The sequence below is a fragment of the Micromonospora inositola genome, from assembly GCF_900090285.1.
In the GTDB taxonomy this organism is placed as follows: domain Bacteria; phylum Actinomycetota; class Actinomycetes; order Mycobacteriales; family Micromonosporaceae; genus Micromonospora; species Micromonospora inositola.
Window position 1 is genome coordinate 5561130 of sequence record NZ_LT607754.1, and the last position, 21548, is coordinate 5582677.

The window sequence follows — 21548 nt, forward strand, 5'->3', positions numbered from 1 at the left end:
AGGAGGGCGGGTTCGGTATCGGCGACGACGGGTCGCGCCGGGCGGCGAGTAGCGTTCCGCTGTGACGGATCGGCTGAGGGCGTGGGCAGGCCACCGACCGCTGGCCATCGACGGCTGCTTCGCGGTCGCCCTGGTGCTGCTGGACCTGGTGTTCCTCCTGCTGACCCCGCGCGAGCTGCGCCCCGGGCAGCTGTCGGTCGCGCTGGGCTGGAGCGCGGTCTGCGCCGCGCCGGTGGCGGTGCGCCGGGTCGCCCCGTGGCCGGCGGTCGGCGCGGCGGTGGCCACCCTGGCGGTGCCGGTGCTGCTCGGGCACGCCCCGACCACGCAGGGCGTGACCTTCGTCGTGCTCACGTACACGATGGCGGCGCACCGACCACTGCGACCGGCCACGCTGGCCGCGGTGCTGCTGTGGGTGCCGGTGGCGCTGGCCAACACGGTCGCGCCGCTGGACGGCGTGCTCGACATGGGTCCCGCCTACCAGGTGCTCAACAACCTGCTCACCGCCTCGGTGGCGTACGCGGTGGGGCGGGCGGTGCACGCCCGGCGGCAGTCGACGCAGGCGCTGCGCGAGCGGGCCCGGGTCGCCGAGGCGAACCAGCGTTCCCTGGCCGAGCAGGCGGTCGCCGACGAGCGCCGCCGGATCGCCCGTGAGCTGCACGACGTGGTCGCCCACCACGTCAGCGTGATGGGGGTGCTGGCCACCGGCGCCCGCCGGGTGCTGCGCCGGGACCCGGACACGGCGGACGAGGCGATCGCCACCATCGAGGAGACCAGCCGGGCCACCCTGCGGGAGATGCGCCGGCTGCTGGACGTGCTGCGCACCGACGCCGAGCCGGCCGCCGACCTCGCGCCGCAGCCCGGCCTGACCGGCATCGAGGCACTGGTCGAGCAGGTCCGGGAGGCGGGTCTGCCGGTCACCCTGCGGGTGGACGGCACGCCCGGCCCAATGGAGGAGGGAGTGGCGCTGACCGTCTACCGGATCGTGCAGGAGGCGCTGACCAACGCGCTCAAGCACGCCGGCACGGCGACCGCACTGGTCCGGCTCACCTTCGCCGACGCCTCCCTGGCGGTGGAGGTCACCGACACCGGGCGCGGCCCGGGTCCGACACCCGACCGGATCGGGCACGGACTGGTCGGCATGCGCGAGCGGGTCGCCCTCTACCGTGGGATCCTGCGGACCGGTCCGCGGCCGGGCGGCGGCTTCCGGGTGTACGCGAGGATCCCGCTGGAGCCGGTCGGGGTGGTCCCCGCGTGACCGGGCGACGCGGGCGACGCCGGCAAGACGGACGACGCCGGCACGACGGGCCGGGGCGGCACGAGCAGCACGACGGGGAGATCCGATGACCGACAGCACGCCGGCACGGCCGGTGCGGATCCTGCTCGCCGACGACCAGCCGTTGCTGCGTACCGGCTTCCGGATGGTGCTCGGGACCGAGGACGACCTGGACATCGTGGCCGAGGCCGGGGACGGACTGGAGGCGGTGGAGCTGTCCCGGCGGCTGCTGCCGGACGTGGTGCTGATGGACATCCGCATGCCCCGGATGGACGGGGTCGCCGCGACCCGGGCCATCGTCGACGCCCGGCTGCCGGTACGGGTGCTGATCCTGACCACCTTCGACCTCGACGAGTACGTGATCGGCGCGCTGCGGGCCGGGGCGAGCGGCTTCCTGGCCAAGGACGTGCCGGCGGAGGACCTGGTCACCGCGATCCGCACGGTCGCCGCCGGGGAGGCGGTGGTGGCGCCGCGGATCCTCAAGCGGCTGCTGGACCGCTTCGCCGACGTGCTGCCCGACCCGGCGGCGAGCCCGCCGAAGGCGCTGAGCGCGCTGACCGAGCGGGAACGGGAGGTGCTGGTGCAGGTCGCCCGGGGCCTGTCCAACGCGGAGATCGCCCGGGCGCTGTCGGTCAGCGAGACCACCATCAAGACCCACGTGGGGCACGTGCTGACCAAGCTGGGGCTGCGCGACCGGGTGCAGGCGGTCGTGCTGGCGTACGAGACGGGACTGGTGCGGCCCGGGGCGTGAGCGGCGGGGGAACGCGCAGTTGCTCTCGTCACCTACCGTGACCATTGGCCGTGCGGCGGGGTTGACCATGACGCGACGTCAGGTCCTAGCGTCGGCCGCGACGACGACGTCCCGGCGGCGCGGGAAATCGCTCGACCCCGGTCGGGTCAGGGGCAACCCTGAGCCGGGATCGGGGCCGACCCGCAGCACGATCTCCGGCACCGGATACGTCCGGGGGTGGACGGATCCTCCAGCCACCGGGCAGAGGATGGAGACTGCCGCACCGGCCAGCGGGGGCGGTGCGGAAACTGCAGGCAGACGGAAGAGGTAGATGAATTGACCGCGACGGTGGGTCCGCAGGCGCAGGCCGCGGCCCGGGCCAACGAGGTGTGGAAGCTGTACGGCAGCGGCGAGGCGCAGGTCGCCGCGCTGCGGGGGGTGACCGCGGAGTTCGAACGCGGGCGGTTCACCGCGATCATGGGCCCGTCCGGCTCGGGCAAGTCGACCCTGATGCACTGCCTGGCGGGCCTGGACTCGGTCACCAAGGGCACGGTGTCGATCGGAGACACGACGGTGACCGGGCTCGGCGACTCCGGGCTGACGAAGCTGCGCCGGGACAAGGTGGGCTTCATCTTCCAGCAGTTCAACCTGCTGCCCACGCTCACCGCCCAGGAGAACATCCTGCTGCCGCTGTCGATCGCCGGCCGCAAGCCGGACCCGGCCTGGTACGACACGGTGATCGACACGGTCGGCCTGCGGGACCGGCTCAGCCACCGGCCGGCGCAGCTCTCCGGCGGCCAGCAGCAGCGGGTGGCCTGCGCGCGGGCCCTGGTCGCCCGCCCCGAGGTGATCTTCGCGGACGAGCCGACCGGCAACCTGGACTCCCGGTCCGGCGCCGAGGTGCTGAACTTCCTGCGCAACTCGGTACGCGAGCACGGCCAGACCATCGTGATGGTCACCCATGACCCGACCGCGGCCGCGTACGCCGACCGGGTGATCTTCCTCGCCGACGGGCAGATCGTCTCCGAGCTGGTCGAGCCGACCGCGGACACGGTGCTGGACACCATGAAGAAGCTGGACGCTCCCGCCGAGGTGGCGCGCTGATGTTCCGCGCCACGTGGAAAAGCCTGCTGGCGCGCAAGGTGCGCCTCCTGCTGTCGGGCCTGGCGGTCGTGCTGGGCGTCATGTTCGTCTCCGGCGCCTTCGTGCTCACCGACACCCTGGGCCGGTCGTTCGACGCCGTCTTCGCCGACGGGTACTCGCACATCGACGTGACCGTCGCCGCGAAGCCGAAGGTCGCGCTCAGCGAGGCCGAGGGCGAGCAGGTCCAGGCGCCGGTGCCGGCGTCCGTGGTCGACCAGGTGAAGGCGAAGGTGCCGGGCGCGGCGGACGTCACCGGCCTGGTCAACGCCGACGGCGCCCGGCTGATCGGCAGCAACGGCAAGGTGGTGACCTCGTTCGGGCCGCCGCAGCTGGGCGAGAACTGGGTCGGCGAGAACGACCTGATCGAGCTGCGCCCCGGCAGCCGGGAGCCCCGGGCCGACGACGAGATCGTCGTCAACCAGGCCCTCGCCGACGCGGCGAAGGTCAAGGTCGGTGACCGGGTCGGCGTGCTGACCCTGCAGCCGAAGAAGGAGTTCACCCTGGTCGGCGTGTTCGGCTACAGCGGCGGCCGGGACTCGATGGGCGGGGTGAACGAGGTCGTCTTCACCACGCCGGTGGCGCAGCGGCTGATGCTCGGCAAGCCGGACACCTTCACCAGCGTCAGCGTGCAGGCCGCGGACGGGGTGTCGGCCGAACGGCTGCGCGACGACGTGGCGGCGGCGCTCGGCTCCGGCTACGAGGCGAAGACGGGCAAGCAGGCCGCCGCCGACCAGGCGGCCAGCCTGAAGGACGCGCTGTCGTTTTTCAACAAGGTCCTGCTCGGCTTCGCCGCGGTGGCGCTGCTGGTCGGCACCTTCCTGATCCTCAACACCTTCTCGATCATCGTCGCCCAGCGCACCCGGGAGCTGGCCCTGATGCGGGCGATCGGGGCGAGCGGGCGGCAGATCATCGGCTCGGTGGTGCTGGAGGCCATCGTGGTCGGCCTGATCGCCTCCGTGCTCGGGCTGGCCGCGGGCATCGGCGTGGGCGCGCTGCTGGCGTACCTGTTCGGGAAGCTGGCCGGCGGGCTCAGCCTGGCCGGGCTCGGCGTGCCGCCGGCGGCGGTGATCGGCGCCTTCGGCGTCGGCCTGGTGATCACCGTGGTGGCGGCCCTGCTGCCGGCGCTGCGGGCGTCCCGGATCCCGCCGATCGCCGCGATGCAGGACGTGGCCACCCCGGACCGGCCGCTGACCAAGGTCACCGTGGCCGGCGGGATCGTCACCGGGATCGGCGCGGTGCTGCTCTTCCTCGGCCTGAACGGGCACGCCGGCGACAACACCCTGGCCACCATCCTCGGCGGCGTGCTGTTCGCCTTCATCGGGGTGGCGCTGCTGACCCCGCTGATCAGCCGGCCGGTGGTCTCCCTGCTCGGGGCGCTGTTCGCCTGGTCGGTGCCGGGCAAGCTGGGCCGGCTGAACTCCGGCCGCAACCCGCGCCGCACCGCGATCACCGCGGCCGCGCTGATGGTCGGCATCGCCCTGGTGACCGGCGTGACGGTGATCCTCGACTCGGCGAAGGGCAGCATCAGCAAGGTGGCCGCGGACACCATCAAGGCGGAACTGGTGATCTCCGGGGCGCAGAGCGGGCCGCGCCCGCCGAGCTTCGACCCGGCGGTGCTGGAGAAGGCGGCGGGGATCCCGGGCGTCCAGTTGGTCGACGGCGAGTACGGCGACATGGCCACGGTCAACGGCACCCGTACCTGGGTGGCGGCGTCGAGCAACGTCGCCTCGCTGCAGCGGATCTTCGGCGCAAAGGCCACCGCCGGTGACATCAGCCGGCTCGGCCCGGACCAGATGCTGTTCAGCTCGGACACCGCCAAGTCCCGCAACGTGTCGGTCGGCTCCCCGGTGACGGTGCAGCTGTCCCGGGGCGAGGCGCGGACGTACACTGTCAGCGGCATCTACGAGAGCTCGCAGCTGACCAACCCGGTGGTGCTGCCGCCGCAGGCGGCCGCCGACTTCGCCATCCCGCAGCCGATCCAGGGCTTCGTGCAGCTCGCGCCCGGCACCAAGGTCGCCGACGTGCAGCCGCAGGTGGAGACGCTGCTCGCCGACAGCCCGGAGGTGTCGGTGGCGGACCGGGACGCGTTCATCAAGCAGCAGACCAGCCAGCTGGACACCCCGCTGCGCATGATCCAGATCCTGCTGGCGCTGGCCATCGTGATCGCGGTGCTCGGCATCATCAACACCCTGGCCCTGTCGGTGCTGGAGCGGACCCGGGAGCTGGGGCTGCTGCGGGCGATCGGGCTGCGTCGGGCGCAGACGATGCGCATGATCACCGTCGAGGCGGTGGTGATCTCGATCTTCGGGGCGCTGCTCGGCGTGGCGGTCGGCACCGGTCTGGGCGCCGCGGTGGTCCGGGCGCTCAAGGACGAGGGGATCACCGACCTGATCCTGCCGTGGGGTCAGATGGGGGTCTTCCTCGCCCTGGCCGCGATCATCGGCGTGATCGCCGCGGTGCTGCCCGCGGTGCGGGCCGCGCGGATCAACGTGCTGGGCGCCATCGCCCACGACTGAACGGCACGCGACACCAAGGGGCCCCGCCGGTCGGCGGGGCCCCTTGGTGTCGCGGTCAGGCGAGCGGTTCGCCGAGCAGCGCCGACAACAGCTCAAGGTCCGCCGCGCTCAGGCTCTCCAACTGGTGCACGCCGTCGGTCGGCGGCAGCGGCACCTCCGCCGGTACGGCCAGCACGGCGGCCCCGGCCGCGAGGGCGCTGGCCACCCCGGTCGGCGAGTCCTCGATCGCCACGCAACGCCCGATCGGCACGTCGAGCAGCCGGGCGGCGGTCAGGTACGGCTCCGGGTGCGGCTTCGCCGCGTCCACCTCGTCGCCGCAGACCACCGCGTCGAAGCTGTCCCGCCCCAGGGTGTCGAGGGCGACCTCGACCAAGGGTCGCCCGCTGGAGGTCACCAGGGCGGTGGGAATGCCCGCCGCGCGGACCGCCCGCAGCAGCGCCAACGCGCCCGGCCGCCAGCGCAGGCCGGTGCGGAACAGCTCCAGGATGCGGGCGTTGATCCAGGCGGCGCTGGCCTCCGGGTCGCGCTCGGGCTGGCCGAGGTCGTCGTGCAGGATCCGCATGGAGTCGGCCATGCTGGTGCCGATGATCGCCTTGCGAGCCGCGTCGGACATGCTTCCCCCGTACACCGCCGCGAGTTCCTGCAACGCGACGTCCCACAGCTTCTCGCTGTCGACCAGGGTGCCGTCCATGTCGAAGAGCACGGCGGCGGGATGGTTGCTGCTCAGCGGAGCCTCCTGACGGGTACGGACGTACCCGCCGATCCTCTCAGCCGGGCCACGGGCGCCGCGCGCCGAACCGGCCGGGCGTGACCTGCGGCATTACCCCGGTCAGCCCAGCCCGCAGGCGCCCAGGGACTTCTGGTAGCCGCGGAAGAACGAGTCGGTGCGCTGCTCGGCGGTGCCGTGCGAGCCCTCGGCGAACCACGGCTGGTCCGGGTCGTCGCCGACCGCGAGCAGCCCCTCCCGGAACTCGTCCAGGTCGCCCTCCTCGAGGGTCAACCGCTTGTCGCGGACCGAGTCGCCGAGGTACGCCCCGGCCATGCAGTCGGCCTGCAGCTCCTGCTGGATGGTGAAGTTGTAGCGGATGCCGAGGCGGACCTGGATGCCGTGGGCGTACTCGTGGCCGAGCAGGTAGAACAGGAACGCGTCGCCGATCTGCCGGAACGCCCAGACCGACCAGTTGACGTCGTAGGCGATGAAGTCCCCCGCCGAGCAGTAGACGGCGTTGTTGCGCGGCAACGGCTGTCCGCCGCAGGAGACCTCCCCTTCCCGGGTGTAGGGCACCACCCGCCGGACCGGCTGGAACCGCTTGCCGGAGGCCTGGAACTGGGCGGTCCAGTAGTCCTCGGCGCTGCCGACGGCATCGCTGAAGTCCTGCTTGAACTCGGCGACGCTGGTCGTGCCGTCGGCCCGGGTGGTCCGCGCGCCCGGCGAGGCGGGCTGCCGGGACTGCTGCGGGCGGGTCTGCTCCGGGCCGGGCTGCTGCGGCTCGCCCTGGTCCAGCCCGCCGCCCATGCAGCCGGCGGCCACCACCACCGCCGCCAGCAGACCGGCGAGCAGGCCCGGCCGCCGACGTCCAGCGCTGTCCCCCACAGTGTCCTCCCCGGCCTCGTACTGTGCCTGCGCAGTACCCCAACCGCGCGCGGATGATGCCCACCCGTGATCACGCACCGCCGCCGGTGATCGTTCACATGTCGGCAGTGGCGACCAGCAGCAGTGCCCGGTCAGGGTCCAGTTGGACCGTCGCCCGGTTGCTGTCGTCGTACTCGGGGCTGCGGAGCCACCGCACGCCGTCCGGCACGTACGGCGCGAGGCCGGGCCACACCACCATCGGTGGCGGCTTGCCGAAGTCCTGCGTCGCCGCGGGCGCCGGCTGCCAGCGGTACGCCTCGCCGAGCGCGCGGGCGTCCGCCGGAGCCAACCTCACGACGCCCTGGTACACCAGGTCGGTGGGCCCGGGCGCCCGGGAACAGGCGAAGCTCGGGAAGTCGACCTGCCAGTGGATTTCCGCGTAGTCACCGATGCCCGGCACGTCCTGCCCGGTCCACACGCGGTCGGTGCGGACCTTGGCCTCGTCCGCGGCCACCTGCGCCGCGCAGTCCCGCTGCTCCGCTTCACCCGCCCGCAGCATCCAGAGCCCGCCACCGCAGGACGCGAGCACACCGGCACCGGTCACACCGGCCAGGAGCACGAGCAGCCGTCGGGTCCGCCGGATCATGCGGGCAGCGTAGTTCCCCCGCCACGGGTCAGCCGGTGAAGCCGTGGCCACCGCGGTTCCATCCGTCGCTCTGCGCGTGCTGCCGCTCGGCCACGCGACGGTGCCGCTCGCCTCGGGCGGCCCGGACGACCTCCGGGTCGTCGTCGGAGCTCAGCCGCCGACGGTCACGCCAGCCGACGTACGCGACGGCCACCGCGACGAGCAGGGCGAAGACCGCGAGCACCACCAGGAAAGTCCTCATGCCCGAACGGTAGGACGGTCGTGCACCCGATGGGGGGCGGCCGGCCGCGCCGCTCCGGCGCTCGGGTCAGAAGGGGGACTGATCGCGGTCGCGGTGCCGCACCTCGCCCTGCCCCCCGTGCCGTTCCGCCTCGTACCGCTGCTGCCGGGCGCGGGCGTCCCGGGCGGCGGCGGACTCCTCGCCGGAGGTATGGCGGGCCCGGTCACGCCAGGTCACGAAGCCGTACCCGGCCGCCAAGACCGCGGCCACCACGGCGAGCACCACCAGAGTCGTCACCATGCCCTGCACGGTAGGACCCGCGCGCACGTCGTGGGGCGGCCAACCAGGCGAGGCACGGCTACGCTGCCGTCCATGATCGTCACGGACTTCGACGCGCACGAGCGGTCCCGGTGGGCGGGGCGGGCGGCGGCGTACGAGCGTAGTTTCGGCCGGCTCTGCGCGTACCCGGCGGAGGCGCTGCTGGACGCGGCGGGGGTGCGGGCCGGACGGCGGGTGATCGACGTCGGCACCGGGCCGGGCACCGTCGCGGCGCGTGCGCTGCAGCGCGGCGCCGAGGTGGTGGCGGTCGACGCGGAACCGGACATGCTGGACGCGGCCCGGCGCAACGCTCCGGGCGCCGAGCTCCACGAAGCCGTCCTGCCCCACCTGCCATTCCCGGCCGGCGATTTCGACGCGGCGGTCGCCAACTTCGTGCTCAACCACGTAGCGGACCCGGCCGCCGCCGTGGCCGAGCTGCGCCGCCTGGTGCGACCCAGCGGACAGGTGGCGGTCACTATCTGGCCGACTCCGCAGCCACCGCTGCAACGGCTCTGGGGCGAGGCGGTCGCCGCCGCCGGCGTCGAGACGCCGGCGGACCTGCCCCGCCTGGCGCCGGAGCACGACTTCCCCCGTACCGAGGACGGCCTGACCGGCCTGTTGGCGGCGGCCGGCCTGACCGACGTGCGGTGCCTGACCCTGTCCTGGGAGCACCGCGCCGACCCGGAGGCCTGGTGGGACGGCCCCGCGAACGGCATCGGGACCATCGGCCTGGCGCTGCAACGGCAGCCCACGGCGGTGCGCGAGCGGATCCGCCAGCAGTACGACCTGCTCAGCGCCCGCTACCGCGACAACGACGGGCAACTCGCGCTGCCCACCGCCGCGCTGCTGGCCTGCGCTCGGGCGGCCTGATTCCCGCCTACTCTCGGATCCGGCGGTGGTGGATGTCCGGGACGGCTCCTCGGCGCCGACGTCTCAGCGACGGCGCACGACGGGGCGCCGGCCGAGAGGAGAGACCGTGAAATACATGATCATGCTGTACGGATCGCAGCAGGACTACGACGCGATGGCCGGCCGCCCGGGCGGGAAGCCGCCGATGTCGGCCGAGCAGGTCGCGGCCATGCACGCGCACATGGAGTCCGTCCACAAGGAGCTGGCCGAGTCCGGCGAACTCGTCGACGGCCGGGGCCTGACGGCTCCCGTGCACGCCCGGCGGGTGCAGTTGCGGCACGGCGCCCCGGTGGTGACCGACGGGCCGTACCCGGAGACCCAGGAGGTGCTGGCCGGGTTCACGGTCGTCGAGTGCGCCAGCTTCGACCGGGCCACCCAGATCGCCGCCCGCTTCGTCAACCCCGACGCCGACGGCGAGTACGTGGACGTCCGGCCGGTCGCCGACGGCATCGAGGACCTCGACGGGTGAGCCGTCGTCATGCCCGGTGACACCGTCGAGGACCTGCTGCGCCGCCTGGCGCCGCAGGTCCTCGGCGCGCTCGTCCGCCGGTACGGGCACTTCGACACCGCCGAGGACGCCACCCAGGAGGCGCTGCTCGCCGCCGCCACCCGGTGGCCCGCCGACGGCCGCCCCGACGACCCGAAGGCCTGGCTGATCACGGTCGCCTCCCGCCGGCTGACCGACCTGCTCCGCGCCGAGCAGGCCCGCCGTCGCCGCGAGGACACCGTCGCCCGTCGGCTGCCGCCCGACCGGTGGCTCGCCCCGGCCGCGGACAGTACGCCGGCCGACGCCGACGACACCCTGATCCTGCTCTTCCTCTGCTGCCACCCGTCGCTGCCCCCGGCCGGGCAGATCGCGCTCACCCTGCGCGCGGTCGGCGGCCTGAGCACGGCCGAGGTGGCCCGGGCGTTCCTGGTGCCGGAGGCGACCATGACCCGCCGGATCACCCGGGCGAAGCAGCGCATCCGCGACAGCGGCCTGCCGTTCACGCCGCCGGTCGGGGCGGACCGGGCCGCCCGCCTGGACGCCGTCCTGCACGTGCTCTACCTGATCTTCAACGAGGGGTACGCCAGCACGTCGGGGCCGCAGCTGCACCGCGCCGACCTGTGCGCCGAGGCGATCCGGCTGGCCCGCATGCTGCACGAGCTGACCGACGATACCGAGGTGACCGGGCTGCTGGCGCTGATGTTGCTCACCGACGCCCGTACCCCCGCCCGGACCGGCCCGGGCGGCGAGCTGGTGCCGATGGCCGAACAGGACCGCGGGCGCTGGCGGGGCGAGCAGATCACCGAGGGCGTCGCCCTGGTCAGCCGTGCGCTGCCCCGAGGCGCGGTCGGCGCGTACCAGCTCCAGGCGGCCATCGCCGCCCTGCACGACGAGGCGCCGAGCATGGACGCGACGGACTGGCCGCAGGTCGTGGCCCTCTACGAGCTGCTGCTGGAGGTCGCCGACAACCCGGTGGTCCGGCTCAACCACGCCGTGGCGGTGGCGATGGCCAGGGGTCCGCGGGCCGGGCTCGACCTGCTCGACGGGCTGGCCGCCGACCGGCGGCTCGCCGACGACCCGCGGCTGCCCGCGGCCCGGGCACACCTGCTGGAACTGGCCGGGGAACCGGAGGCGGCGCGGCAGGCGTACCTGGCGGCGGCGCGGTGGTCGATGAACCTGCCGCAGCAGCGGTACCTGCACTCGCGGGCAGCCCAGTTAGCCCCGTTATCGGCTCTCTGACTGATCCTCACCCCATCGGTAAGTTTCCGACCGGCCTCAACGGGTAGCACGCGCCATGCCTGGCCTGTCATTGGTGGCCCTCGGAGCGAGCCTCGTGCCCGCCGATCCGGCGCAGCTGCTGCCGGCGCGGGAGCAGATGGCCTTCACGCTCGGCTTCCACATCATCCTGGTGCCGTTCGGGGTGGCCTTCACATTCCTGATGCTGATCTCGAACGCCCGTGGCATTCGCCGGAACGACGAGACTGCCCTGCTGCTGGCCCGACGTTGGTCGCAGGTGGCGGCGGTGCTGTTCGCCGTCGGCGCGGTGTCAGGCACGGTGCTGTCGTTCGAGCTCGGGCTGCTCTGGCCGCGACTGATGGGCACCTACGGCGCGGCGTTCGGCATCCCCTTCGCGATCGAGGGTCTGTTCTTCTTCCTGGAGGCGATCTTCGTCGCCATCTACGTCTACGGGTGGCAGCGGATGCGCCCATGGCCGCACTTCTGGACCGGGGTGCCGGTGGTGCTGTCCGGAGTCGGCGGCACGCTGTCGGTGGTCGCGGCGAACGCCTGGATGAACCAGCCGGGCGGGTTCACCATGCGGGACGGCAAGATCGTGCAGGTCCGCCCACTGGAGGTGATCTTCAACGGCGCGTTCTGGTTTGAGGCCATCCACATGCTGCTGGCCGCATACATGGTCGCCGGGTTCGTCGTCGCCGGCGTGTACGCGGTCGGGATGCTGCGCGGCCGCCGCGACCGGTACCACCGGCTCGGCCTGGTGATACCGCTGACCGTCGCGGCGCTGGCCACCCCGGTGCAGATCTTCGTCGGCGACGTCGTCGCGCGCGAGGTCTTCCGGAACGAACCGGCGAAGTTCGCCGCGATCGAGGCCGTCCCGACCACGGGCACCCACGTGCCGGAGGTGCTGGGCGGCTACTACGCGAACGGGGAGGTGCACGGCGGCATCAGGGTTCCCTCGGGGGCCTCACTGTTGGCCGGCTACTCGCCGTCAACCCGTATCCAGGGCCTGGACGCCATCCCACCCGAGCTACGGCCGCCGGACCGGCTGGTCGCGATCGTCCACCTGAGCTTCGACGTCATGGTCGGCATCGGCACGGCGCTGCTGGCCCTCTCCGCCTGGTATGCCCTGGCCTGGTGGCGCCGCCGCGACCTGCCGCGCAGCAGATGGTTCCTGCGGGCGACCGCGGTCAGTGGCGTGCTAGCGGTGGTGGCGCTGGAGGCGGGCTGGGTGGTCACCGAGGTCGGCCGACAGCCGTGGACCGTCGTCGGTCACCTCCTCACCCGGGACGCGGTCACCACGTCCGGCAACGTGTGGCTGTTCTTCGCCGCCACCGTCGCGCTGTATACCGCGGTCGGCGCCACCACCGTGTACGTCCTGCGACTGCTGCGTCGCCGCTGGCGCGACCAGGGCGGGGCGGCCGAGGCGGACGTGCCCTACGGCCCGCCCCGGGCCTCGGAGTCCGCGCCTGCGGGAGGTCAGGCGTGAGTACGTTCGCCGCCGTCGTGCTGTTCATCGGCGTCACCGCCTACGCCGTGCTCGGCGGCGCGGACTACGGTGCCGGCTTCTGGGATCTCACCGCCGGTGGTGCGCGACGGGGGCAGGGCCCCCGGCACCTGATCGACCACACGCTGGCACCGGTGTGGGAGGCCAACCACGTGTGGCTGATCTTCTGCCTGGTGATGCTCTGGACCGGCTTCCCGTCCGCGTTCGCCGCGATCATGACCACGCTCTACATCCCGCTGGGCCTCGCCGCGCTGGGCATCGTGGTCCGCGGCAGCGGGTTCGCATTCCGAAAGGTGGTGGTGAAGACCGACCAACAGCGGGCGACCGGGGCGGCGTTCGCCACCTCGTCGGTGCTCACGCCCTTCTTCCTCGGCACGGTCGCCGGCGGAATCGCCTCCGGCCGGGTGCCCGCCGACGGACACGGCAACCCGGTGACCAGCTGGGTCAACCCGACGTCGCTGCTCGGCGGGGTGCTCGCGGTCGGGGTGTGCGCGTTCGTCGCCGCGGTGTTCCTCACCGCCGAGGCCCGTACCCACGCCGACGCCCGCCTGGAACGCTGGTTCCGCCGTCGAGCCCAGGCCAGCGCCGTGGCGACCGGCGCCGTGGCCCTGGCGGGCATCGGCATCCTGCACGCCGATACCGGGCGCCTGTTCTCCGGGCTGACCGGCCGCGGCCTGCCGCTGGTGCTGGTCTCCGCGGCGTGCGGGCTGGCCAGCCTCGCCCTGCTGCACCGGGCGGCGCCCCGGTTGCTGCAGGCGCTCGCCGTCAGCGCGGCGGGCACGGTGGTGATCGGCTGGGGCGTCGCGCAGTACCCGTACCTGCTGGGCACCCACCTGCGCATCGACGAGGCCGCCGCTCCCGAAGCCACCCTGGTGTCGCTCACCCTCGTCGCCGCCGCGGCGCTCGTGCTCGTCGTGCCGGCCATGGCGCTGCTGTTCGTCCTGCACCAGCGTGGTCGTCTGGACACCGCCTGACTCCGTTCACGCCGGCGCCGCGCCGACCGCGGCCGGCCGTCCGGCCCGTTCAGCGCCGTCGGTCAACCGCACGGCGATCGTACGGTCGCAGGCTGATCGTCATGCGCCCGGCGCCGCGGTGATCCACGCACCGTCGTGCCAGCTCGTCGACGCGCTTGCCGTTGACCCGTCGGCCGTACTGGTTCACCCGGTTCGGTGAATGCGGTCGTCACCTACCGACGATCATGGTCAAGGGCCTATCCGGATGCCTTCCAACGCAGGTCAGAGGCCATGCCGCCACTACTTGGCGTTGAAGAGGTCCCGGTGGTTCCTTGACCTGCGGAAACGCCGGGTTCACGCCTCTGGCCTGCGTGAATAGTCGTTCATGAATTCGCACTGTTGCACCGGGTTTCTCGGTGGCATGTGCCCAAGGTGTGCCCACGCCGAGTCCTCCTCGGAACGGACACCCTCATCAACGTTCACGCCGGCGGCGGTGCCGGTTGATCTTCGGCGGGTCGGCGGATCCTCCACTCCCCCAGCGCGCGGCCACCGCTTGGTTTAGCCACCACGCCTGCCAGGTCGGGGATAAATTGACCCATTATGAACAGATCACGGACGGCCAAGGCGGGGCGCGCGCCCGAGGGGACGCTGCAGAACAAGGTCCCTGAGGTCATCATCTGGTTCTGGATCATCAAGGTCCTGTCCACCACGGTGGGTGAGAGCTTCGCGGACTGGATCAACTTCGAGCTCGGCGTCGGCCTGAAAGCCACCTCGCTGATCTTCACCGTTGTCCTGGCCGCGGTCCTGGTCTGGCAGCTGCGGCTGCGCCGGTACTGGCCGCCGGTCTACTGGCTGACGGTCGTGGTGGTCAGCGTCACGGGCACGCTGTATACCGACCTCCTCACCGACGAACTGCAGGTCCCGCTCGCGCTGAGCACGAGCGTGTTCGCGGCGGTCCTCGCCGTGGTGTTCGGTGTCTGGTACGCCCGGGAACGAACCCTGTCGATCCACAGTATCGTCACCCGGCGCCGGGAGGCGTTCTACTGGCTCGCTGTTCTGGTCACCTTCGCGCTGGGCACCGCGATCGGCGACTGGACGATCGAGCTGACCGGATGGGCTCCGGGCACCGCGGTGCTGCTGCCCGCCGGGCTGATCGGCTTGATCTTCATCGGGTGGCGCCTCGGGGCCAACCCGGTGCTGTCGTTCTGGCTGGCCTTCATCCTGACCCGGCCGCTGGGCGCGAACCTGGGCGACTGGCTGGCATCGCCGACCGCCGACGGCGGACTTGGTCTCGGTACGGCGACGACAAGCGTGATCTTCCTGGCCGCGATCCTGGCCACCGTGATCTACCTGACCGTCACGCACAAGGACGTCATCGAGGAGTACGACGCGTCGCACACCCCGACCGTCACCACCCGTCCGCGCAGGGAACACGTCATGCTCGGCTACTTCGCCATCGTCGCGCTCGCCACCGCGCTGCTGCTCGGCTGGGCGGCCGCCCAACCACACACGCGCACCAGCGCGGAGGAGGAGGCGCCCGAACCCGCGTCCACGGTCTCACTCGCCCCGGGGCAGGCCACCCGAAACTTCCCACCGTCGGAGATCGCCAAGTTCCGTAGCATCACCCAGGACACCCTCGACAAGGTCCGCGCCGGCGACCAGGCCGGCGCGACCAAACGGATCACTGACCTGGAGACCGCCTGGGACGACGACCAGCCCACCCTCGAGCCCAAGGACCCGACCGCCTGGTCATTCCTCGACGGCCGCATCGACACGGCTCTCAAGGCGGTACGCGCCCGCCACCCCAACCAGGCCACCGAGCAGCAGGCCCTGACCGCCCTGCTCGACTCCCTGGCCTGATCTGGTACCCGGGTCGACGCTCCCCACGTCGACGCCGCGTACTCGGCGCTCATCACGTCACGCCGGTCCGGGGCGACCGTGTCACCGGCCGCGCCGTTCTTCGCGTGAATACGCGGCCGATGAAACTCACGTCAGCCTATGCGCCGCGGGCTACTGCGGTTTCTCCCCGTTCGGCGGCCACCACTGCCGGGTCGGCTGCGCGACCGGCGGCTGCCCACCGAGTTCGTTCCACTCGTCGACCTGGTCGAACGGGTCGTCGTTGGGAACGTGGATGCCGTACGCGGCCGGCCGGGACTTGGCCCCGGTCGACCGCTCCGGCCCCATCATCGCGCCGCCGTCGTACCGGCTCACGACTTGCTCCGGCGGGCCGCCGGGGCGTCGAGCGTCCACGCCTTCGCGTCTACATCGAACGACGCCTTACCGTCGCGCAGCGCCTCACTCACCCACTCCGGCAGCGCCTCGCCCGGCACGTACGTGACCGGCTGCCCGGTGTCTGGGTGGGTTGCCCGGATGTAGGCGGTGGCGGTGCCCCGGTGGCGGGGTGCGTCACCGGTACGCGCCATGAACGGCACGTCAGCGTCCCCGGCGTCCTGCTCCGCCATCCGACGTAGCGCCTGCTCTGCGGTCGTCTCACGCGCCATCTCAGCCTCCCTGGATCGCCTTGAACACGGAGAACGCGCGCGGCCGGGCGGGCTGCACATCGCCGCGCCAATGGGCGACGATTCCGACCTGGCCGTTCTCCGCATAACGCTCCGTGAGCGTCTGCAACGTGAACGTGAGGCGCTGGCCGATTAGGAGTTGGTTCCACGCGCCTGCGAAGACGTCGGTGGCCCGGTTGGCCATGGTGCCCTGGGTGTAGCTCGGGATCTGGTTCGTGATGAGCCGCGGCACCTCCGCGACCGCCGTCGGCATGGCGATCGGCTGCCCAGTCGAGTCGTACGCCTTCGCGTACTGCTGCGCCGCCTTCGCGTTCCACAGCACCCCGGTCGGCTGCTCGTTGAACCCGCGCACGGTGAACAACGTATCGATGATCTCGTTCCAGTAGCTCAGCGCCGTCTGCGGGGTGCCGTTCGCCTGAGCACCCAGCACACTGGATGCCGCGACGGCGTTCAATGCCCCGAGGACACCGCGCGGGTTCGGCGGGGTCGGCAGGTTCACGGTGCCCGCCCCGGTCGTGATGGAGCCATGCAAGGCGACCAGGTCGATGTTCAGTGCGACCGCGCGGGCGATCGCGTCCGACACCACCTCGTCAACGTTCGGGGCGTCCTGGAACCACTCCAGCGACCCGACGACCAGCGCGCTCATGGTCTTCGAGTCCAAAGTGACATTGTCGAAGGTCGGGTCCGACGCAGTGATCGTCGATCCCTCGGCGCGGAACGCGGCGGCCGGATCACCGGTTAGCCGGCCCACCTGGACCTGTTTGGCGGCCATCGGGATCACCTGAGCGCCGGCCTGGAGCACCGCCGCGACGTTCCGCGCCCGGTCGATGATCTGGCTCGCCCACACGGTCGGGACGACCGCGCTGCCGGACGTGGTCGTCATGGCGCGGACCAGGTTGCCGAGCGAACCGTGCCCATCGACGACGATCTTCTCCGTCGGGGCGTTCATCTCCGCGTGTGCGCGGACCAGCTCGTGCTCACCGAACGACCGTCCACGCTCCACCGTGGCGGGTCGGCGCGTCTCGGTGTACACGAATCGGGGCTCGTTACTGCCGCCGTCGTGGCCCCGGTGAGAGGCATCGGCGGATCGGTGGGTGTCGACGTCGCGGGCACTGCCCGGCACCGCCTTCAGCCGGCTACCCGGACGCCCGGCGTTGACGATCATCTGTCGCCACTCGTCGTCCAGCTCGTTCGTCGCGTCGATCGAGCGATCGATACCGCGCTGGATACGGTCCATACGCTCACGCTCGCCCGGCGAGAGGTCCCGCGTGTCCGAGATCGCGACGATCTCGTCCATCTCGTCGAGCAGGCGACGACCCTTGTCCTTCGCGGCCTTGTGCTCGGCCATCACGTCCTGAATGGTGCGTGCCATGGTCTACTCGGTGAACGCACTCTCTGAGCATCTGCGCGGGCACCCGGCCAGTGGTGAGGACTTCATCTTCCGCACGCCGGCCGGTGGCCCGTGCACCCGAAACGTCTTCAACGCCTCGGTGTGGGGTCCAGCGCGGCGGGGCGTCGGTCTGCCCGAGGTTGGCATGCACGACTTGCGGCACTTCTATGCGTCGGCGCTGATCCGCTCCGGCCTCAACGTGCGCGTGGTGTCCGCCCGGCTCGGGCACAGCAACGCAGCGATGACGTTGAACGTCTACAGCCACTTGTGGCCCGACGACGAAGACCGTACCCGGCAGGCGATCGACGACGTCTTTACGGCGAGAGTTCGCTCCGGATGTGCCCAAGAAGTGCCCAAGCAAGCAGACGTAATCTACAAATCCGCAGGTCAGAGTGCCTGAACGCGGCCCCCCGGCTACTTGGCGTTGAAGTAGTTCGCCTCCGGGTGGTGCACCACGATCGCGTCGGTGGCCTGCTCCGGCACCAGCTGGAACTCCTCCGACAGCTGCACCCCGATCCGCTCCGCGCCCAGCAGCTCCACGATCTTCGCCCGGTCCTCCAGGTCCGGGCAGGCCGGGTAGCCGAACGCGTAGCGGCAGCCCCGGTAGTCGGTGCGCAGCAGGCCGGCCAGGTCCGCCGGGTCGTCGTCGGCGACCGTACGCCCACCTGGCAGGGTCAGCTCGGCGCGGATCCGCCGGTGCCAGTACTCCGCCAGGGCCTCCGTGAGCTGCACCGACAGGCCGTGCACCTCCAGGTAGTCGCGGTACTCGTTGCCGGCGAACATCTTCGCGGTGTACTCGCTGATCGGCTGCCCGACGGTGACCAGCTGCAACGCCACCACGTCCAGCTCGTCGCCCTTGGGCCGGAAGAAGTCGGCCAGACAGAGCCGCCGTTCCTGCCGCTGCCGGGGGAAGGAGAACCGGGCCCGCTCGGCGTGCCCGTTCTCGTCCAGCACCACCAGGTCGTTGCCCTCGGCGTACGCGGGGAAGTAGCCGTAGACCACGGCCGCCTCGAGGACCTGGTCGGCGATCAGCCGGTCCAGCCAGTACCGAAGTCGGGGCCGGCCCTCGGTCTCCACCAGCTCCTCGTACGACGGCCCCGTGCCGCCGCGGGCGCCGCGCAGTCCCCACTGGCCGAGGAAGGTGGCCCGCTCGTCGAGCAGCGCCGCGTAGTCGGCCAGCGGCACCCCCTTGACCACCCGGGTGCCGAAGAACGGCGGGGTGGGCACCGCCACGTCGCTGGCCACGTCGGAGCGGACCGAGGCGTCGTCCAGCTCCGGCAGCGCCTCGCTGACCATCGCCCGCTGCCGCTCCCGCCGGGCCCGCCGGGCGGCCAGGGCAGCCTCCCGCTCCGGGTCGACCACCGGCGCGCCGCCGCGCTTGGCCGTCATCACCCGGTCCATCAGGGACAGTCCCTCGAACGCGTCCCGGGCGTAGTGCACCTGGCCGGGGAACATCGACCGCAGGTCGTCCTCGACGTATGCCCGGGTGAGCGCCGCCCCACCGAGCAGGACCGGCCAGCGCTCCGCGACCCCGCGCGTGGCCATCTCGGCCAGGTTCTCCTTCATGATGACGGTGCTCTTGACCAGCAGCCCGGACATGCCGATCGCGTCGGCCCGGTGCTGCTCGGCGGCCTCGAGGATCGCGTTGATCGGCTGCTTGATGCCGATGTTGACGACCTCGTAGCCGTTGTTGGACAGGATGATGTCGACCAGGTTCTTGCCGATGTCGTGCACGTCGCCCTTGACGGTGGCGAGCACGATCCGGCCCTTGCCGCCGTCGTCGGCCTTCTCCATGTGCGGCTCCAGGTAGGCCACCGCGGTCTTCATCACCTCGGCGGACTGGAGCACGAACGGCAGCTGCATCTGCCCGGCGCCGAACAGTTCGCCGACCACCTTCATCCCGTCGAGCAGCAGGTCGTTGATGATGGACAGCGGCGACCGGCCGCCGGCCATCGCCGCGTCCAGGTCGGCCTCCAGGCCGTTGCGCTCGCCGTCGATGATCCGCCGCTTGAGCCGCTCCTCCAGCGGCAGCGCGGCCAACTCCTCGGCCCGGGTGGCCCGCGCCGAGGCGGCGTCGACGCCCTCGAAGACCTCGATGAACCGCTGCACCGGGTCGTACCCCTCGCGGCGGCGGTCGTAGATCAGGTCGAGGGCGATCTCGCGCTGCTCCTCGGGGATCTTCGACATCGGCAGGATCTTGCTGGCGTGCACGATCGCCGAGGTCAGCCCGGCCTGCACGCACTCGTGCAGGAAGACCGAGTTGAGCACCTGCCGGGCTGCCGGGTTGAGTCCGAAGGAGACGTTGGAGATGCCCAGGGTGAAGTTGACCCCCGGGTAGCGGGCGGCGATCTCCCGGATCGCCTCGATGGTCTCGATGCCGTCCCGGCGGGTCTCCTCCTGGCCGGTGGCGATCGGGAAGGTCAGCGCGTCGATCAGGATGTCGCCGCGGCGCAGCCCCCACCGGGTGGTCAGGTCCTCGATCAGCCGGCTCGCCACCCGGGCCTTCCAGTCCTTCGTGCGGGCCTGGCCCTCCTCGTCGATGAGCAGCGCGACCACCGCGGCCCCGTGCTCCCTGACGACCGGCATCACCCGGGCGTAGCGCGACTCCGGGCCGTCGCCGTCCTCGAAGTTCACCGAGTTGACCACGCAGCGTCCGCCGAGCATCTCCAGCCCGGCCTCGATCACCGCCGGCTCGGTCGAGTCCAGCACGATCGGCAGCGTGGAGGCGGTGGCGAACCGGCCGGCCAGCTCGCGCATGTCCTGCGTGCCGTCCCGGCCCACGTAGTCGACGCAGAGGTCCAGCAGGTGCGAGCCGTCCCGGGCCTGACTGCGGGCGATCTCCACGCAGGCCTGCCAGTCGGCGGCGAGCATCGCCTCGCGGAACGCCTTGGAGCCGTTGGCGTTGGTCCGCTCCCCCACCATCAGCACGCTCGCGTCCTGGGCGAACGGCACGTGGTGGTAGATCGAGGAGACGCCCGGGTCCTGCCGCGGCTCGCGGGGGCCGGGGCGGGCGCCGTGCAGCCGCTCCGCCACCACCCGGATGTGCTCCGGGGTGCTGCCGCAGCAGCCGCCGACCAGGGAGACGCCGTACTCGGCGACGAAGCGCTCGAGGGCGTCGGCCAGCTCCACCGGGGTCAGCGGGTAGACCGCGCCGTCGGCGGTCAGCTGCGGCAGGCCGGCGTTGGGCATCACCGACAGCGGTACCCGGGCGTGCTGGGAGAGGTAGCGCAGATGCTCGCTCATCTCCGCCGGGCCGGTCGCGCAGTTCAGGCCGATCAGGTCCACGCCGAGCGGCTCGATCGCGGTGAGCGCCGCGCCGATCTCGCTGCCCAACAGCATGGTGCCGGTGGTCTCCACGGTGACGTGGCAGATCAGCGGGACCTTCCGGCCGGTCTCGGCCATCGCGCGGTGCGAGCCGACCACCGCGGCCTTCACCTGGAGCAGATCCTGGCAGGTCTCCACGATCAGCGCGTCCGCGCCGCCGGAGATCAGGCCGGCGGCGTTCTCCTGGTACGCGTCCCGCAGCGTCGCGTACGCGGCGTGGCCGAGGGTGGGCAGCTTGGTGCCCGGGCCGATCGAGCCGAGCACGAAGCGGGGCCGCTCCGGCGTGGCGTACGCGTCGGCGGCCTCCCGGGCGATCCGCGCGCCCGCCGCGGAGAGCTCCCGGATCCGGTGCTGGATGTCGTACTCGCCGAGGTTGGCGAGGTTCGCGCCGAAGGTGTTGGTCTCCACGCAGTCCGCCCCGGCCGCCAGGTAGGCGTCGTGCACCCCGCGTACGACGTCCGGCCGGGTGACGTTGAGGATCTCGTTGCAGCCCTCCAGGCCCTCGAAGTCGTCGAGGGTCAGGTCGGCCGCCTGGAGCATCGTCCCCATCGCCCCGTCGGCGATGAGGATCCGGTCCGCGAGCACATCCAGCAACGAAGTCCGCACAGAGCCAGGTTAGTGCGACGCCTCGGGCACCGGTCGAGCCATGCTGGCCTTCCCACATACTGTCAGCGGGATCACCAGGTCCGGTTTGACCGTTTGGCCTGGCTGGTCCGACCCACGACCGGCGCGGCCGGCGGGCCGCATCCCCCGCCGGCACGTAGGCTGGCGGACGTGAAGGACATCAGGGACGCCAGCGTGCCCGGC

The 21548-nt window shown here is 72.0% G+C and carries 20 protein-coding genes; 11 read left to right on the forward strand and 9 right to left on the reverse strand.

All coding sequences use genetic code 11. The features are described 5' to 3' along the window. Nucleotides 1-61 precede the first annotated feature (61 nt). The 4 genes from GA0070613_RS26545 to GA0070613_RS26560 all read left to right on the forward strand — a co-directional run bounded on the left by GA0070613_RS26545 (nucleotide 62) and on the right by GA0070613_RS26560 (nucleotide 5662). Nucleotides 62-1255 (forward strand): sensor histidine kinase, encoded by a 1194-nt coding sequence (locus tag GA0070613_RS26545; protein WP_089014764.1) that lies wholly within the window; start codon nucleotides 62-64, stop codon nucleotides 1253-1255. 85 nt (nucleotides 1256-1340) lie between these two features. Continuing rightward, nucleotides 1341-2024 (forward strand): response regulator, encoded by a 684-nt coding sequence (locus GA0070613_RS26550; RefSeq protein ID WP_089014765.1) that lies wholly within the window; start codon nucleotides 1341-1343, stop codon nucleotides 2022-2024. A gap of 315 nt (nucleotides 2025-2339) precedes the next feature. Continuing rightward, on the forward strand, nucleotides 2340-3107 hold the full coding sequence (locus tag GA0070613_RS26555; RefSeq protein WP_089014766.1) for an ABC transporter ATP-binding protein: 768 nt from the start codon (nucleotides 2340-2342) through the stop codon (nucleotides 3105-3107). Next, a complete protein-coding gene (locus GA0070613_RS26560) occupies nucleotides 3107-5662 on the forward strand; it encodes an ABC transporter permease (protein WP_089014767.1) in 2556 nt (851 codons plus the stop codon). Before GA0070613_RS26555 ends, GA0070613_RS26560 begins: the two co-directional genes overlap by 1 nt. Before the next feature lie 55 nt (nucleotides 5663-5717). Here the strand turns inward: GA0070613_RS26560 and GA0070613_RS26565 are convergent, their stop codons facing one another. The 5 genes from GA0070613_RS26565 to GA0070613_RS26585 form a co-directional block, all read right to left on the reverse strand. Next, nucleotides 5718-6365 carry an HAD family hydrolase gene (locus tag GA0070613_RS26565; RefSeq protein WP_089014768.1) on the reverse strand — a complete coding sequence of 216 codons (648 nt, stop codon included), beginning with the start codon at nucleotides 6363-6365 and terminating at the stop codon, nucleotides 5718-5720. 126 nt (nucleotides 6366-6491) lie between these two features. Beyond that, nucleotides 6492-7256 (reverse strand): neutral zinc metallopeptidase, encoded by a 765-nt coding sequence (locus tag GA0070613_RS26570; RefSeq protein ID WP_231929493.1) that lies wholly within the window; start codon nucleotides 7254-7256, stop codon nucleotides 6492-6494. Nucleotides 7257-7350: 94 nt separating this feature from the next. Continuing rightward, nucleotides 7351-7881 (reverse strand): hypothetical protein, encoded by a 531-nt coding sequence (locus GA0070613_RS26575; RefSeq protein WP_089014770.1) that lies wholly within the window; start codon nucleotides 7879-7881, stop codon nucleotides 7351-7353. A gap of 28 nt (nucleotides 7882-7909) precedes the next feature. After that, the gene (locus GA0070613_RS26580) at nucleotides 7910-8122 is read right to left on the reverse strand and encodes a hypothetical protein (protein ID WP_157746547.1); all 213 of its coding nucleotides are present in this window, start codon (nucleotides 8120-8122) and stop codon (nucleotides 7910-7912) included. Between the two features lie 66 nt (nucleotides 8123-8188). After that, nucleotides 8189-8401 (reverse strand): hypothetical protein, encoded by a 213-nt coding sequence (locus tag GA0070613_RS26585; RefSeq protein WP_089014772.1) that lies wholly within the window; start codon nucleotides 8399-8401, stop codon nucleotides 8189-8191. A gap of 72 nt (nucleotides 8402-8473) precedes the next feature. Here GA0070613_RS26585 and GA0070613_RS26590 point away from each other — a divergent pair, with 72 nt between their 5' ends. The 6 genes from GA0070613_RS26590 to GA0070613_RS26615 all read left to right on the forward strand — a co-directional run bounded on the left by GA0070613_RS26590 (nucleotide 8474) and on the right by GA0070613_RS26615 (nucleotide 15368). Beyond that, nucleotides 8474-9289, forward strand: coding sequence for a class I SAM-dependent methyltransferase (locus GA0070613_RS26590; protein ID WP_089014773.1), 816 nt, complete (start codon nucleotides 8474-8476; stop codon nucleotides 9287-9289). Between the two features lie 115 nt (nucleotides 9290-9404). Next, nucleotides 9405-9797, forward strand: a complete 393-nt coding sequence (locus GA0070613_RS26595) for a YciI family protein (protein ID WP_231929882.1) — start codon at nucleotides 9405-9407, stop codon at nucleotides 9795-9797. A gap of 9 nt (nucleotides 9798-9806) precedes the next feature. Beyond that, a complete protein-coding gene (locus GA0070613_RS26600; RefSeq protein ID WP_089014775.1) occupies nucleotides 9807-11054 on the forward strand; it encodes an RNA polymerase sigma factor in 1248 nt (415 codons plus the stop codon). Nucleotides 11055-11148: 94 nt separating this feature from the next. Beyond that, nucleotides 11149-12537 carry a cytochrome ubiquinol oxidase subunit I gene (locus GA0070613_RS26605; protein ID WP_231929496.1) on the forward strand — a complete coding sequence of 463 codons (1389 nt, stop codon included), beginning with the start codon at nucleotides 11149-11151 and terminating at the stop codon, nucleotides 12535-12537. Then, nucleotides 12534-13529, forward strand: coding sequence for a cytochrome d ubiquinol oxidase subunit II (locus tag GA0070613_RS26610; protein ID WP_089014777.1), 996 nt, complete (start codon nucleotides 12534-12536; stop codon nucleotides 13527-13529). Before GA0070613_RS26605 ends, GA0070613_RS26610 begins: the two co-directional genes overlap by 4 nt. A gap of 579 nt (nucleotides 13530-14108) precedes the next feature. Further along, a complete protein-coding gene (locus tag GA0070613_RS26615; RefSeq protein ID WP_089014778.1) occupies nucleotides 14109-15368 on the forward strand; it encodes a COG4705 family protein in 1260 nt (419 codons plus the stop codon). A gap of 150 nt (nucleotides 15369-15518) precedes the next feature. On the opposite strand, the gene GA0070613_RS26620 is transcribed toward GA0070613_RS26615, so the two are convergent. From GA0070613_RS26620 to GA0070613_RS26630, 3 genes are read right to left on the reverse strand one after another with little or no spacing between them, the layout of a single operon-like run. Next, complete coding sequence (locus GA0070613_RS26620) at nucleotides 15519-15719, reverse strand: hypothetical protein (RefSeq protein ID WP_089014779.1); 201 nt, start codon at nucleotides 15717-15719, stop codon at nucleotides 15519-15521. Then, complete coding sequence (locus tag GA0070613_RS26625; protein WP_089014780.1) at nucleotides 15716-16009, reverse strand: hypothetical protein; 294 nt, start codon at nucleotides 16007-16009, stop codon at nucleotides 15716-15718. Before GA0070613_RS26625 ends, GA0070613_RS26620 begins: the two co-directional genes overlap by 4 nt. 1 nt (nucleotide 16010) lies before the next feature. Beyond that, a complete protein-coding gene (locus GA0070613_RS26630; protein ID WP_089014781.1) occupies nucleotides 16011-17399 on the reverse strand; it encodes a phage major capsid protein in 1389 nt (462 codons plus the stop codon). Here GA0070613_RS26630 and GA0070613_RS26635 point away from each other — a divergent pair. Then, complete coding sequence (locus GA0070613_RS26635; protein ID WP_157746548.1) at nucleotides 17398-17817, forward strand: tyrosine-type recombinase/integrase; 420 nt, start codon at nucleotides 17398-17400, stop codon at nucleotides 17815-17817. The genes GA0070613_RS26630 and GA0070613_RS26635 overlap by 2 nt on opposite strands. Before the next feature lie 14 nt (nucleotides 17818-17831). On the opposite strand, the gene metH is transcribed toward GA0070613_RS26635, so the two are convergent. Continuing rightward, a complete protein-coding gene (metH, locus tag GA0070613_RS26640) occupies nucleotides 17832-21347 on the reverse strand; it encodes a methionine synthase (protein ID WP_172875906.1) in 3516 nt (1171 codons plus the stop codon). Nucleotides 21348-21548: the final 201 nt, after the last annotated feature.